Annotated in this window: 13 protein-coding genes; 6 read left to right on the top strand and 7 right to left on the bottom strand. The window is 72.6% G+C overall.

Translation table 11 applies throughout. The annotated features are described in order from the left end of the window. The 5 genes from B056_RS0114035 to B056_RS0114015 form a co-directional block, all read left to right on the top strand. Positions 1–589: CoA transferase (locus B056_RS0114035; protein ID WP_026239691.1), on the top strand; the 589-nt coding region annotated here is incomplete at its 5' end. A 34-nt stretch (positions 590–623) separates the two neighbouring features. Beyond that, positions 624–1,448, top strand: a complete 825-nt coding sequence (locus B056_RS0114030) for an SDR family oxidoreductase (protein WP_018502503.1) — start codon at positions 624–626, stop codon at positions 1,446–1,448. Between the two features lie 125 nt (positions 1,449–1,573). Continuing rightward, the gene (locus tag B056_RS0114025) at positions 1,574–2,404 is read left to right on the top strand and encodes a PaaI family thioesterase (RefSeq protein ID WP_018502502.1); all 831 of its coding nucleotides are present in this window, start codon (positions 1,574–1,576) and stop codon (positions 2,402–2,404) included. 32 nt (positions 2,405–2,436) lie between these two features. After that, positions 2,437–4,062, top strand: a complete 1,626-nt coding sequence (locus tag B056_RS0114020) for a thiolase C-terminal domain-containing protein (RefSeq protein ID WP_018502501.1) — start codon at positions 2,437–2,439, stop codon at positions 4,060–4,062. A 99-nt stretch (positions 4,063–4,161) separates the two neighbouring features. After that, the gene (locus tag B056_RS0114015) at positions 4,162–5,349 is read left to right on the top strand and encodes a cytochrome P450 (protein ID WP_026239690.1); all 1,188 of its coding nucleotides are present in this window, start codon (positions 4,162–4,164) and stop codon (positions 5,347–5,349) included. Between the two features lie 12 nt (positions 5,350–5,361). On the opposite strand, the gene B056_RS0114010 is transcribed toward B056_RS0114015, so the two are convergent. The 3 genes from B056_RS0114010 to B056_RS0114000 all read right to left on the bottom strand — a co-directional run bounded on the left by B056_RS0114010 (position 5,362) and on the right by B056_RS0114000 (position 8,089). Next, a complete protein-coding gene (locus B056_RS0114010) occupies positions 5,362–6,252 on the bottom strand; it encodes an SDR family NAD(P)-dependent oxidoreductase (RefSeq protein WP_051105624.1) in 891 nt (296 codons plus the stop codon). A gap of 113 nt (positions 6,253–6,365) precedes the next feature. After that, positions 6,366–7,265 (bottom strand): LLM class F420-dependent oxidoreductase, encoded by a 900-nt coding sequence (locus tag B056_RS0114005; protein ID WP_026239689.1) that lies wholly within the window; start codon positions 7,263–7,265, stop codon positions 6,366–6,368. Between the two features lie 113 nt (positions 7,266–7,378). Further along, entirely contained in the window at positions 7,379–8,089 is a 711-nt protein-coding gene (locus B056_RS0114000; RefSeq protein WP_018502497.1) for a response regulator, read from the bottom strand. 167 nt (positions 8,090–8,256) lie between these two features. Between B056_RS0114000 and B056_RS43605 the strand changes: the two genes are divergently transcribed. Next, a complete protein-coding gene (locus B056_RS43605) occupies positions 8,257–9,684 on the top strand; it encodes an HAF repeat-containing protein (protein WP_020572487.1) in 1,428 nt (475 codons plus the stop codon). Here B056_RS43605 and B056_RS36430 read toward each other — a convergent pair. The 4 genes from B056_RS36430 to B056_RS36425 form a co-directional block, all read right to left on the bottom strand. Continuing rightward, positions 9,640–10,941 carry an FAD-binding monooxygenase gene (locus tag B056_RS36430; RefSeq protein ID WP_018502495.1) on the bottom strand — a complete coding sequence of 434 codons (1,302 nt, stop codon included), beginning with the start codon at positions 10,939–10,941 and terminating at the stop codon, positions 9,640–9,642. The genes B056_RS43605 and B056_RS36430 overlap by 45 nt on opposite strands. Before the next feature lie 198 nt (positions 10,942–11,139). Beyond that, positions 11,140–11,331, bottom strand: coding sequence for a lasso RiPP family leader peptide-containing protein (locus tag B056_RS0113985; RefSeq protein ID WP_018502494.1), 192 nt, complete (start codon positions 11,329–11,331; stop codon positions 11,140–11,142). Positions 11,332–11,516: 185 nt separating this feature from the next. Then, positions 11,517–12,161 carry a response regulator transcription factor gene (locus B056_RS0113980; protein WP_026239688.1) on the bottom strand — a complete coding sequence of 215 codons (645 nt, stop codon included), beginning with the start codon at positions 12,159–12,161 and terminating at the stop codon, positions 11,517–11,519. A 103-nt stretch (positions 12,162–12,264) separates the two neighbouring features. Continuing rightward, on the bottom strand, positions 12,265–13,335 hold the full coding sequence (locus B056_RS36425; RefSeq protein ID WP_018502492.1) for a sensor histidine kinase: 1,071 nt from the start codon (positions 13,333–13,335) through the stop codon (positions 12,265–12,267). Between the last annotated feature and the right edge of the window lie 176 nt (positions 13,336–13,511).

Raw genomic sequence — 13,511 nt, 5'->3', positions numbered from 1 at the left:
CGGGATGTGGGCGATGGGTCAGGCTCTCGCGCTGTCGTTGCTGCTCGATGTTCCGTGGAACCCGCCGCCCGCCGACGCGCCGCGTTCCAACCCGCTGACCGGGAACTACCTGACCAAGGACGGCCAGTGGCTGGCGCTGTGCTGCCTGCAGGCCGGGAAGTACTGGGCGCCGATGTGTGAGGCCCTCGGGCGTCCCGAGCTGGCCGTCGATCCGCGTTTCGCCGACCACGCGTCGTTGATGGCGAACAGCGGGGCGGCGATCGCCATCCTCGAGAGGACCTTCGCGGAGCGTCCGGTGGCCGAGTGGCGGGAGCGGCTGGCGGGTTTCGTCGGCCAGTGGACGGTGGTGCAGAGCACGCTGGAGGCCGCCGCGGATCCGCAGGCCGTCGCGAACGGGTATGTCCAGGACGTCACCACCGCCGCGGGGATCCCGTTCCGGATGGCCGCGGCCCCGGTGCAGTACGGCGGGGCGCCGGCGCCGGCGGGGCGGGCGCCGTTGTTCAACGAGCACGGTGACGAGATCCTCGCCGAGCTCGGTCTCGACACCGACGCCGTCCTCGATCTGAAGATCCGCGGCGTGGTCGCATGACAGTCCTCTCACCGACGAGCCAGGAGACAACGACATGAGCCTGTTCGACGCGTTCCGTTTCGATGGGAAGCGGGTCCTCGTGGTCGGCGGGGCCACCGGTATGGGTGCCGCCGCCGCCGAGCTCGCGCAGAGCGCCGGCGCCGAGGTCATCGTCGCCGACTACGCCGAGGTCAGCCTGGCCGGCGCGAAGGCGATCCACGTCAACCTCGCCGACGCCGCCTCGATCGACGCGGCTGTCGAGCAGCTCGGTGGGCCGGTGCACGCGCTGCTCTCGGCCGCGGGTGTCGCCGACGGCACCCCGGGCATCGAACGGATCAACTTCATCGGCCACCGCTACCTCATCGACAAGCTGATCGCCGGTGGGTTGCTGCCCCGCGGTTCCGCGATCGGCTTCATCTCCTCCGCCGCCGGCCTCGGCTGGGAGTCGGATCTGCCGCTGCTCAAGGAATACCTGGCCGTCACCGACTTCGACGAGGCGACGAAGTGGGCGGTGGAGCACGACAAGGCCACCTACATGTGGAGCAAGCAGGCGGTCTGCGCCTACGTCGCCACCCAGGCGATGCCCCTGCTCAAGCAGGGCATCCGCATCAACGCGATCTGCCCCGGCCCCACCGACACCCCCCTCGCCCAGACGAACAAGGAGACCTGGCTCGGCTTCGGCGCCGACTACCGCGCCGAGCTGGGCATCGAGGCCGCGACCTCGCTGGAGCAGGCCTACCCGCTGCTGTTCCTCTGCAGCGACGCCGCCTCCGCGATCAGCGGCATCACCATCGTCACCGACTCGGGGTACTTCTCCGCGGGCCTCACCGAGGTCTTCCCCGCGGCCACGCCGATCGTCCGGTTCCTGTCCGGCCGCTAGGCCGCGACGCGCGACCGTGCCGGGTGGCGGCTGTCGGCCGACAGCCGCCACCCGGCACGGTCGCGAGGGCGAACGGCCCGGGCGGGACGGCGGGGACACGGGGCTCCTTCCCGGAACAGGGTGGAATGACGACAACGACGAACAGCGACGACCGGGTGCCGGACGCGCACATCATCAATGAACTCGGGTTCCGGACGACCCGCGTGGGCGACGAGCTCCACGGATCCGCGGCGGTCGTCCCCGAGATGTTCGTGCCCGGCACGACCAGCGTCCGCACGTCGATCCTCGCCACCTGGGCGGACATCGTCGCGGGCTACATGGTGCTGGACTTCCTCCAGCCCCGCGTCCCGGTCACCCTCGACCTCGACATCCACGTCCACGAACCGCCGCGGGAGCTGGAGCGGGTCGACGCCGTCGGGCGCCTGGTGAAGAAGGGCAGGTCGGTCGCGGTCATCGAGATCGAGCTGACCGGCGCCGACGGCCGTGGTGTCGCCGCCGGCGTGGCCTCCTTCATGGCCGCCCCGGACCCGGCGATGCTGATGGACCCGGAGATGATGCGGCGCCGCGAGCTGCCCGTGCAGCGCGGGCGGCTGCGGGTCCCCTTCGCCGAGCGGGCGCGGTGCGAGCTCCGCGAGCCGGGTGTCGCCGTGCTGGCTCACGGGCATGACGGGATCAACGCGTCCCGCAGCCTCAACGGCGGGCTGATCGCCCTGGCGGCCGAGGAGGCCGCGCTGTCCCTTGCCACGGGCCCCACCAGTCTTTCGGTCCTGGCGCTGCGCTACCTGCGGCCGGTGCGGACCGGCCCCGCCGTCGCGACGGCGACCGTCGGAGCGGGCGGCCTCGGCCGGGTCGAGGTCCGGGACTCCGGCGACGGCGACCGACTCGCGGTCTACGCCGTGACCAGGACATTCCCGGCCGCGGCCGGCCTCGGCACCCAGACGGCCCCGGCCCGCTGACGGCCGTGGCACAGAGAGGACGACCAGCAGCGATGCGCCCACTCCCCGAGCTCACCCCCGCCACCGAGTGGTTCTGGACCTCCGGTGCCGACGGCACCCTGCGGGTGCAGGGCTGTTCCGACTGCGGCCAGCTCGTCCACCCGCCGGTACCGATCTGCCCGAAGTGCCGCAGCCGCGACTGGGCGCCGACGGAGGTGTCCGGCCGGGCCACGGTCGTCGGGTTCACCGTGAACGCGCAGCAGTGGTCACCGGCGATGAAGCCGCCCTACGTGATCGCCAACGTGGCGCTGGCGGAGGACGCCAGCGTCCGGCTGACCACGAACATCATCGGCTGCGAGCCGAAGGACGTGCACATCGGCCAGGAGGTCGACGTCCGCTTCGAGCAGCACGAGGATGTCTGGCTCGCCCTGTTCGAACCGACCGGAACGACCGACCCGACCGACCGCGTCGGCGAGCCGAACCTGCCCACCCCCCGCGCGCCGCTGAGCTCGGACCGCTTCGAGCACCGCGCGGTCCTCTCCGGCATCGGGCGCTCTGCGATGGGGCGCCGGCTGATGGTCGACCCGCTGTCACTGACCGTCGACGCCTGCCTCAAGGCGGTCGAGGACGCCGGTCTGCGGCTGGAGGACATCGACGGGCTCTCCACCTACCCGGGCCCCGGCGCGGCGGGGATGAGCGAGGGCGGGGTGAGCGCCGTCGAGGAGGCGCTGCGCATCCACCCGACCTGGACGAACGGCGGCGGCGACCTGCCTGGCCCGGGTGGCTCGGTCATCACCGCGATGATGGCGGTCGCCTCGGGCCTGTGCCGGCACGTGCTGTGCTTCCGGACGGTGTGGGAGTCCACCTACCGGGCGCTCGGCCTGGGCCAGGCGCCCGCGCGGGTCTCCAACACCTCGTCGCTGTGGCGCGCGCCGTTCGGGGCGCTGTCGGCGGCGAACTGGATCGCGATGAACGCCAACCAGTACTTCCACCGCTATGGCGCCGACCGGGAGATGCTCGCCGCGATCGCCCTCAACGGCCGGGCGGGCGCCGCGCGCAACCCGGCGGCCATCTACCGGGAGCCGCTGACCCTCGACGACTACATGTCGGCGCGGCCCATCACGACGCCGTTCGGGCTCTACGACTGCGACGTCCCGTGCGACGCGTCGATCGCGGTCATCGTCTCGGACGCCTCGGTGGCCGGCGACCTGCCGAAGCCGGCGATCCGGGTCGAGGCCGTCGGAACGCAGATCCTCGAGCGGGTCTCCTGGGACCAGGGCATCATCACCCACGAACCGCAGGTACTCGGCCAGTCCGCGCACCTGTGGACCAGGACCGACATGCGTCCCTCCGACGTCGACCTGGCCCTGGTCTACGACGGCTTCACCTTCAACGCGATCTCCTGGATCGAGGCGCTGGGGTTCTGCGGCATCGGCGAGGCCAAGGACTGGCTCGACCAGGGCCGGCGGATCGCGATCGACGGCGAGCTGCCGATCAACCCGCACGGCGGCCAGCTCTCCGAGGGCCGTACCCACGGGTACGGGTTCTTCTACGAGGCGATCACCCAGCTCCGCCACGAGGCCGGCGAGCGGCAGGTGGCCGACGCGCGGACGGCCGTGGTCACCTCCGGTGGCGGGACGCCGTCCGGCGTACTGCTCCTGCGGCGCGACGGCTCGTAAGCGACGGCCCGACGTAGCGGCACCGGGTCGGGACGCAGCGGCACACGGTGGCACCTTGCGGACGGATCAAGTCCGGACCAGTTCTGCCATAGTTACGGCATGACGGCTTTGGACTGGGATCCGTTCGACAAGGTGACCCATCTGGCACCGTACGACGTGTGGCGCCGGATGCGCGACGAGGCGCCGGTATACCGCAATGACCGGCTCGACTTCTTCGCGCTGTCGCGGCACGCCGACGTCGAGGCCGCCCACCGGGATCCGGCGACCTACAGCTCGGCCTACGGGACCGTCCTGGAGATCATGTCTCCGGAACCGATGCAGACCGGGCTCATCATCTTCATCGACCCGCCGACGCACACCGAGCTGCGCACCCTGGTCTCCCGGGCGTTCACCCCGCGGCGGATCTCGGCGCTCGAGGACTCCATCCGGGCCCTGTGCGCCGAGATGCTCGACCCTCAGGTGGGCGGGGGCGGCTTCGACTACGTGCAGGACTTCGCGGCCCAGCTCCCGTCCAAGGTCATCTCCGAGCTGATCGGGGTCGACCCGGCGGACCGCGAGTACGTCCGCCAGCTCATCGACCAGACCTTCCATCTGGAGGAGGGCGCCGGGATGATCAACGACATCTCCTTCGGCGCCCAGATCAAGCTGCACACCTACTGGAGCGAGCAGATCGAGCTCCGCCGCCGCCAGCCCCGCGACGACATGATGACCGCCCTGGTCGAGGCGGAGGTCAGGAGCGAGACCGGTTCCCGGCACCTCACCACCCAGCAGGCCGCCGACTTCACGAACCTGCTCGTCAGCGCCGGCACCGAGACCGTCGCCCGGCTGCTCGGCTGGGCGGGGTTCGTCCTGGCCGCGCACCCCGACCAGCGCGCCGAGCTCGCCACCGACCCGTCCCTGCTCGGCAACACGATCGAGGAGCTGCTGCGCTACGAGGCGCCGTCCCCGGTGCAGGGCCGGGTGCTGACCAGGGAGGTGGAGCTGCACGGCACGGTGCTCCCCGCCAAGTCGAAGGTCCTGCTGATCACCGGCGCGGCCGGCCGGGACGAGCGGAAGTACCCCGACGCCGATCGCTTCGACATCCACCGCCGGTTCGACAGCCACGTCTCCTTCGGCCACGGTGTGCACTTCTGCCTCGGTGCCTCCCTGGCCCGGCTCGAGGGCCGGGTCGCGCTACAGGAGACGCTGCGTCGCTTCCCCGAATGGGACGTCGACCACGACCACGCGGTCCGCCTGCACACCAGCACCGTCCGCGGCTACGAGAAGCTCCCGATCACCCTCGGCTGACGGGCCCGCCCCTCAGCCTTCCCCGGCCGCCGGGGGCTCGGCGCCGGTCGCGCCCAGGGTCGCCACGACGTGCGCGGGGGCGTGGTTCGAGAAGCCGATGTCGGGCCAGTTCAGCCAGCCCGACGAGGCGTAGGTGCCGCCGTCGGGGTGCAGGGTCGAACCGGTGACGTAGGTGGAGAGGCCGGAGGCGAGGAAGACGACGCAGCCGGACACGTCGGTGACCTCGCCGGCCCGGCCCATCGGGATGCCGATGCGGACCCCGGCCTCGGTCGAGTAGGCACCGTCGCCGCCGGACATCTTGGCCATGTTGGGAGTCGGGGTGTAGTCGGGGGCGACGTTGTTGACCCGGATGCGGTCGGGGGCGAGCTCCACCGCCAGGGTCCGGCCGAACTGCTCCACCGCGGCCTTGGCCGCCGAGTAGACCGCGAACCCGGGGGCGGCCCGGTGCGCCTCGATCGTGGTCAGGTTGATGATGCTGCCGCCGCGCCCGCCCGCCTGCATCCGGGGCACGGCCAGCGAGCAGGCGTGCAGCACGTGCATGAGATTCATCCGCAGCAACGCGTTCCAGCCGTTCGGGCTGGTCTCCACGAAGGGTGCGCGGAAGGTGCCGCCGACGACGTTGACCAGGGTGTCGACCCGTCCCCAGCGTTCGTCGACGGCGGCGAACAGCGCCGCGAGCACGTCGGGGTCGCGGGCGTCGCCGTGCTGCACGATCGCCTCGGCGCCCTGCTCATCCAGCGCGGCCTGCAGGGTCTCGATCGCGTCCTTGTCGATGTCGACCACCGCGAGGCGCACGCCATTGGCCGCCAGGTCGGTGGTCACGGCCCCGCCGATGCCCCCCGCTCCCCCGGTGACCACGGCGACGCTGCCCGCCAGCCCGCCTCTGTCCTCGAACCAACCCATGACCCGCGCCTCCACTCCACGACCGCTGTCAGCTGACTGCCACCATCACCGCCTGACCGGCCCGGCACCTGACCGGCGCCGATTCCCCGGCCGGGGTCAGGTCCGGGCGGGCGTCACGAGAGGTGGGCCGCGCCGAAGGCCTCGATGAACTCGAGGGTCTCGGCGGCGGACCGGGTGTGGGACGAGACCACCGCCCAGGTCACGCCCGCCTTCTCGATCTCGGCCAGGGCCTCGCCGTGCCGGTCCTCGCTGACGTTCTCCGCCGAGATGGCGGTCGAGTAGGAGTACATCACGTCGATCTGGTCGGTCCGGCCGTTCGCGGCGGCGGCGTTCCGCACCTCGCTGATCATGCCGGCGAGCTCGGCGAGCGAGCCGATCGAGGCCGTGCGGGCCGTGGCGACCAGCTGGGCGCCACCGGACATCGGCATCCAGCCCTGCGCGCGGGCCGCCACCCGGCGACGGCTCAGCTTCGAGTTGCCGCCGATCCAGATCGGGATCGGGTCCTGGACCGGCCGCGGGCGGGCGATCACGTTGCGGGCGTCGAAGTGCAGGCCCTTGTAGCTGAACGGCTCGCCGCTCCAGTGCAGCGGCAGCGCCTCGAGGATCTCATCGAAGAGCGTGTTGCGCTCGTCGATGTCGACGCCGAGCGCGTAGAACTCGGACTTCTGGTAGCCCGTGCCGATGCCGAGGGTGAACCGGCCACCGGAGAGCTTGTCGACGGTCGCCGCGGCCTTGGCCAGCAGGAACGGGTTGCGGTACGGCGCGACCGACAGGTAGGTGAGCAGCCGCAGCCGGGTGGTCGCCGCCGCGGCGTAGCCCAGCGCGACGAACGGGTCGAGGCTCTGGTGCCCGCCGTTCTCGAGCCAGCGGGCGCCGGGGACGGGGTGCTCGGTCAGTGAGAAGCCGTCGAAGCCGGCCCGCTCGGCGGCCGCCGCCACCTCGTGCAGCGGACCGGGATCGAGCATGTCGCCGTCAGTGCCCGAGGTCTCCGGGTAGTGGAAGATGAAGCGCATCATCGTCACCTCGTCGTGCGTCCGCCGCGGGCCGGTCCGTGGAATCTGTCTACCAGAAAATTGACATTAAAGTCAGAAATCTGGCCCGGTGCCGGACAGCCGGGGATCGGGGATCAGGGCTGGTAGCGGTAGCCCATCCCCGGTTCGGTGGTGAGGTGGCGCGGGCGGGTGGGGTCCGGCTCGAGCTTGCGGCGCAGCCGGTTGATGTAGAGGCGCAGCGACGACGTGTCGGTGGCGTAGGCCGGTCCCCAGACCTCGCTGACGAGCGCGCGGCTGCCGACGAGCTTGCCCGGGTTGCGGACGAGCGCCTCGAGCAGGCGCCACTCCGTGGGCGTCAGGTGGACGGCCGCCCCGCCCTCGGTCCGGGCGGTCACCGCCTTCGCCGCGAAGTCCACCCGGTAGTCGCCGACGTCGGCGCTCGGCCCGGTCTCGGCGGCCGGGGCCCGGCGGGCGACGGCGCGCATCCGGGCCAGCAGCTCCTCGACGGAGAACGGCTTGGTGATGTAGTCGTCGGCCCCCGCGTCCAGCGAGGCGATCTTCTCCGGCCCGGACGTCCGCCCCGACAGGACGATGATCGGGACGCCGGTCCACCCGCGCAGGCCGCGGATGACCTCGATACCGTCCATGTCCGGCAGGCCCAGGTCGAGCAGCACGATGCCGGGCGGGTGGGCGGCGGCCTCCGCCAGCGCGTGCCCGCCGTCGACCGCGGTGCGGACCTCGTAGCCGCGGGCGCGCAGGGTGATCCGCATCGCGCGCAGCAGCTGCGGCTCGTCGTCGACGAACAGCACCCGCCCCCCGGCCCGCGACGCCGACTCCTCGCCCATGCCCCCGCTCCCGTCGCGTGCCCTGCCCGTCCCAGCATGGCAGCGCGCCGCACGGCATGGGCGGCGGTCGTTCATCCGACAGCGAGCGCTGCCGGCCGCCGGCCCGGTGGCGACCTAGCATCCGAGATCGACTACGGAGAGTAATTTTTCGATCTCAGGAGGCGCCCATGACGGGCACCACGAGGGCGCGGGTGCGGGCCGAGGCGCTCGCCGCCCTCACCGCGCTCACCGCGCTCACCACCGCCGGCGCGATCGGCGCCGCGGCGGCGCTGGCTCCGCCCGCGGCCGCGGCCTCCCCCGGGGGGTTCTCCTACCACGGCGGTGAGCTGGAGCTGGTCGCGCTGGACCTGCCGACGGGCGCCGTGTCCGGGCTGGCCACCGACATGAACGACGACGGCGTGGTCATCGGGCAGGTCTGGGACGAGGCGTTCGGCGGCAGCGGGGTCGTGTGGCGCGACGGCGTCCCCACCTCGATTCCGGACACGATTCCGCTGGCGGTCAATGACAGCGGCCAGGTCGCCGGCATCCGGTTCCCGAGCACCGGGCCGAACCGGGGGTTCGTCTGGACGGACGGAACCCTGACCACCCTGGAGCCGACCGACCCCGGGCCGAACCGCTACAGCTTCGCGTCCGCGATCGGCGCCGACGGCACCGTGGTCGGGCTGAGCGGCACGGACTCCCCGATGATGACGGGCGGCGCCGGCGAGCCCGCGGCCGAGGAGCCGGAAAACGGACCGACCGAAGCGGGACAGACAACAGCGGGACAGCCCGGAACCGGGCAGACCGGAACCGGGGAGGCCGCAACGGGGAGCGCCGCGGAGAACGGCGGCACCGTCTCGGACTACCCGGGCGCGACCGACACCCGGGCGACGGTCTGGCGGGACGGGAACGCGGTCGACCTGGGCACGCTCGGCGGGTCGTGGAGCAGCGCCGAGCTGATCAACGGCCACGGGCAGGTCGCCGGGATCAGTGCGACCGCGGACGGCCAGCAGCACGCGTTCCTGTCCGGGCCGGGCGGGCTGCGCGACCTCGGCACCCTCGGCGGATCCTACAGCACCCCGGTCGACATCAACGACCGGGGCCAGGTCGTCGGGGTGAGCGAGACCGCGGACGGGCACGGCCACGCGTTCCTCTGGGAGAACGGGCGGATGCGCGACCTGGGCACGTCCGCCGGGTTCACCGAGAGCTCGGCCACCGCGATCAACGAGCGCGGCCAGGTGCTGGTGGAGAGCCACGAGGCCCCCGCGTACCCGGTCGAGGGCGGGATCGGCGGGGAGAGCGTCCAGAAGTACCCGGCGTTCACCTCCGCCGCCTCCGTCTGGACCGCCGGCCAACTGCAGCCGGTGACCGGGCTCGGCGGCGACACCGCCTCCCCGGCCGACCTCGCCGACGACGGCACCGTGATCGGATCGGCCACGACGCTGGACGGCGTCGACCGGCCCTGGGTGTGGGTCGACGGCGAGTCCCACGACCTGCGCGGCCCGGCGCCGTTGCAGTCCGGCTCGGTGGCCGGGATCAACCGTTCGGGTCTGCTGGTCGGCTACCTGGGATCACCGAACGGCAACCAGGTCCCGGTGGTCTGGCGACGCGGCTGACCCCCCGCGGGCGGAACCGGGCCGGGCCGGTTCGCCGCGGCGGCGGGCCAGGTACCAGCGCACCGACGAGTCGACCTCACGGCGCAGCCGTCGGACGGCCCCGACCTGCATCGCCCGGTGTGTCTGGTACCGCCACGGCGGCTGGTCGCCCTGCCGGTTGGCCATCGCGTAGGCGAAGCTCACCGGGTCGGGCTCGCCGTCGGCCACCGGCCGGGCCCGGTCGAACTGGGCGTCGAGCCGCTCGAACCAGGCCATGCTCGTCCTGGCCCGGGCCTGTATCGGGGCCAGCGCGGCCCGGCCGGCCCGGTCGAACTCGGCCAGCGCCACCGGGACCTCGCCGTGCTCGTAGAGCATCTGGGCGAGCATGACGCCGTCCATCATGGCCAGGGTCGTGCCCGACCCGAGCGTGAAGTGGGTGGTGTGGGCGGCGTCGCCCAGCAGCACCATGTTGTCCCAGTACCAGCCGCGGTTGCTGACCTGGCCGAACCGCTGCCAGCGGGCGGGCCGGCGCGGCTGGTCGATCAGCCCCTCGCCGGCCAGCGGGCCGGCGAAGATCTCCCCGAGCAGGCGCAACCCCTCGCCCTCGCCCGCGGCGCCCAGGCCGAGCGCGTCCCAGGTCCGCGGCGCGCACTCGACGATGCAGGTGCTCACGTCAGTCCCGGAGGGGTAGGCGTGGAACCACACCCAGCCGGCCGGGGTCGGCTCGAACGCGAACGTGAAGCTCTCGAAGCGCCGCGGCGTGCCCAGCCAGATGTAGCGGTTGCCGCCGGTGTCGACCCGGGTGCCGAACCGGTCCCCGAACATGCTCCGCACCTGGCTGTTCGCGCCGTCCGCGGCGACCACGAGGTCGGCGTCAGCGTGCGTGCCGAGGCCGCCGAGGCACCCGAGGTCCGCCAGGTCGGTGAGATCGGAGACCTCGCGGCCGTACTCGACCCGCACGCCGAGCTCCTGCGCCCGCCGGGTGAGGATGTCGAGCAGGGCCGCCCGCTGCACGCTGAACCCGTAGCCGGCGAAGTGCGCCACCCGCTCACCACCCAGGCTGATGTCCTGCTCCTGCCAGAGGTTGGACGCGGCGCGGATCTCGCGGGCGCTGTCGGGATCGTTGCGGAACAGCATGTCGAGCAGGTTGTCCCAGTAGACGACGCCCCAGCCGTACGTCGCGCCGGGTGGGTCACGGTCCACGACGGTGATCTCGTGGCCGGCGTCCCGGCGCTTCGCGGAGATGGCGAAGTAGAGCCCGGCCGGGCCCCCGCCCACACAGACGATCCTCACGAGACCCCCCTGGTCACGAAATCCCCGCCGGAACCGGTGCCGGCCAACGGGTGAGGCCGCGCAGGCCAGCCTTGCGCCGACCTGCACGGCCTCAGTTCGACAGACGGACGGATGGCGGTGGCGACGGCGGGTTCGGCCCGCCGGCGGCTCACCGGCCCTGGTGGTACGCCGTCACGGCCGGTCTCACCAGCCCCAGCCACCACCCCAGCCCCAGCCACCGCCGCCCCAGCCGCCCCAGCCGCCGCGCCAGCCCCAGCCCCAGCCGCCGCCCCAGCCCCAGCCGCCTCCGCCGCTGATGATGATGAAGCCGAGGCGGGTGGCGTCACGGAACGAGCCTTGGGCCTGGATGGCCGGTGTCTCGTAGATAGCCTTCATGACCTGTTCCTCCGTCCAAGTTCACGACTGGACTGTTCGAGCGCGCCTGCGCGGCTCTGATGTCCGAACTCCATCGTGCGCGGGACGGGTTCAGTGACGGTTCACTGTCGGTTCGTCACCGTCGCCACACTCGGCGCCCGACCGGCGCCGGGTCGGGGTGACAGCCGGCGCGACGGACGCGGTGGTCAGCCCTCGAGGTAGGCGAGGACGGCGAGGACCCGCCGGTTGTCGTCCTCGGACGGCATCAGGCCCAGTTTGGTGAAGATGCTGTTGGTGTGCTTGCCGACGGCCTTCTCGGTGATCACCATCGCGGCGCCGATCGCCGCGTTCGACCGGCCCTGCGCCATGTGCGAGAGGACCTCGCGCTCGCGCGGGCTGAGGCGGTCCAGCGGCAGGCGACGGCGGCGGCTGTCGAGCAGGCGGGCAACCACCGTGGGATCGAGGGCCGTCCCGCCGGCGGCGACCCGCCGGACGGCGTCGACGAACTGGCCGATGTCGGAGACCCGGTCCTTGAGCAGGTAGCCGATGCCGCCCCGGCCGTCCGCGAGCAGCTCACGGGCGTAGAGCTGCTCGACGTACTGCGAGAGCACGAGCACCGGCAGCCCGGGGATGCGCTCCCGTGCCTCGAGCGCGGCGCGCAGGCCCTCGTCGGTGTGGCTCGGCGGCAGCCGGACGTCGACCACGGCGACGTCCGGGCGCAGCGTGACGAGCTCACGCACCAGCTGCGGGGCGTTGTCGACCGCGGCGACGATCTCGAAGCCGTGCGCCTCGAGCAGCCGGATGAGCCCGTCGCGCAGCAGTGCGAGATCCTCGGCGAGCACGACCCGCAACGGCCGCACGGGATCCGCGGGTTCCTCCGGCACTGACGGCACCTCCAGCTTCTCCGACTTCTCCGACTTCTCCGAATCCCGGGGTCTCCGGATCTCCGGGCCCTCAGGTCCGCGGGTCCGGAAGGACCGGGTCCGGCAGGACCGGACACGGCAGGACCGGACACGGCAGAGTGACCGTGATCCTCGTCGGTCCCCCGGCCGGGCTGTGCACAGACATCCGGCCGTCGAACGCCTCAAGCCGGCGCACCACCCCGCGCAAGCCCTGCCCGAGAGCGGGATCCGCCCCGCCGAGCCCGTCGTCCGCGATGACCACGATCAGCATCCTGCCGTCATAGCCGAACCGCACCGAGCCACACGCGGCCCGGCTGTGCTTGACGACGTTGGCCAGGCATTCCGCGGTCGCGAAGTAGACGGCCGACTCGACCGCCGCCGGCAGGCCGGCCGGGACGTCGCCGTCCACCCGGACCGGCAGCGACAGGTCCAGCGCGAGCGCGCGGATCCCCCCGGCGAGCCCCCGGTCGGCGAGCACCGAGGGGTGGATGCTGTGCATGACGGCCCGCAGGTCGTCGAGCGCGCCGACCGCGGACAGCCGGGCGTCGCTGAGCAGTTTCGCCGCCGCCACCGGATCGCTGTACAACAGGGCCTCTGCCATCCCGAGGTTCATCGCCAGCGAGACGATCCGGGCCTGGGCGCCGTCGTGCAGGTCCCGCTCGATCCGCTTGAGCTCGGCGGCCTGCCCGTCGAGCGCGCCACGGCGGGTGCGGGTCAGCGCGTCGACCCGCTCGGTGAGCTCACGCTCCCGCTCGGCGGGCATCAGCGCGACGATCCAGGTGTGGCCGGCGAGCACCAGGACGAGCCCGAGGATCGTCCAGACCGGCCAGAAGTAGCCGCCGCCGGACAGCGCCCACACCACCACGTCGACCGGGATGGCCAGCGCCGCCACCGCCCGGGTGGCGGCGAGCCACCGGCGCCGCCCCGGCGGTATCCGCCGGACCCCTCCGACGAGGATCGCGGCCCAGAAAACGGTGCCGATCCCGAACCACACCCAGCGCGGCCAGAAGTAGCCGCCGCCGACGGCCGCCCAGATCAGCAGCACGACGGCCCCGGCCGCCAGCCCGATCACGACCGGGGCCGCCACCTGTTCGCGCGCCCTGGCCGCCCGCCGGTGAGCCATCCACCTCGCCCTTTCTCTGGTCAGCTCGCCTCTTTCCGCCCCGGGTCGCGGACACTTGGGCGCGCTCCCCGGTTCCCGACAGGCCACACGAAGGCTCTCAGATGGCGAACTCGGGCCGGCGGGACGGCGGCAGGCCGGATTATCGAACCGTCGCCGCTGAGGGAACGCACTGAGGG

The organism is Parafrankia discariae, assembly GCF_000373365.1.
Classification (GTDB): domain Bacteria; phylum Actinomycetota; class Actinomycetes; order Frankiales; family Frankiaceae; genus Parafrankia; species Parafrankia discariae.
This window is presented reverse-complemented; position numbering and strand designations above follow the sequence as displayed.

Bases quoted from the DNA above. Each gene is read 5' to 3' on its own strand.
- B056_RS0114015 (WP_026239690.1), top strand. From the start codon at position 4,162: ATGACGGCTTTGGACTGGGATCCGTTCGACAAGGTGACCCATCTGGCA.
- B056_RS0113985 (WP_018502494.1), bottom strand. From the start codon at position 11,331: ATGAAGGCTATCTACGAGACACCGGCCATCCAGGCCCAAGGCTCGTTC.
- B056_RS0114010 (WP_051105624.1), bottom strand. From the start codon at position 6,252: ATGGGTTGGTTCGAGGACAGAGGCGGGCTGGCGGGCAGCGTCGCCGTG.
- B056_RS0114030 (WP_018502503.1), top strand. From the start codon at position 624: ATGAGCCTGTTCGACGCGTTCCGTTTCGATGGGAAGCGGGTCCTCGTG.
- B056_RS36425 (WP_018502492.1), bottom strand. From the start codon at position 13,335: ATGGCTCACCGGCGGGCGGCCAGGGCGCGCGAACAGGTGGCGGCCCCG.
- B056_RS0114000 (WP_018502497.1), bottom strand. From the start codon at position 8,089: ATGGGCGAGGAGTCGGCGTCGCGGGCCGGGGGGCGGGTGCTGTTCGTC.
- B056_RS0114020 (WP_018502501.1), top strand. From the start codon at position 2,437: ATGCGCCCACTCCCCGAGCTCACCCCCGCCACCGAGTGGTTCTGGACC.
- B056_RS0114025 (WP_018502502.1), top strand. From the start codon at position 1,574: ATGACGACAACGACGAACAGCGACGACCGGGTGCCGGACGCGCACATC.
- B056_RS0114005 (WP_026239689.1), bottom strand. From the start codon at position 7,265: ATGCGCTTCATCTTCCACTACCCGGAGACCTCGGGCACTGACGGCGAC.
- B056_RS43605 (WP_020572487.1), top strand. From the start codon at position 8,257: ATGACGGGCACCACGAGGGCGCGGGTGCGGGCCGAGGCGCTCGCCGCC.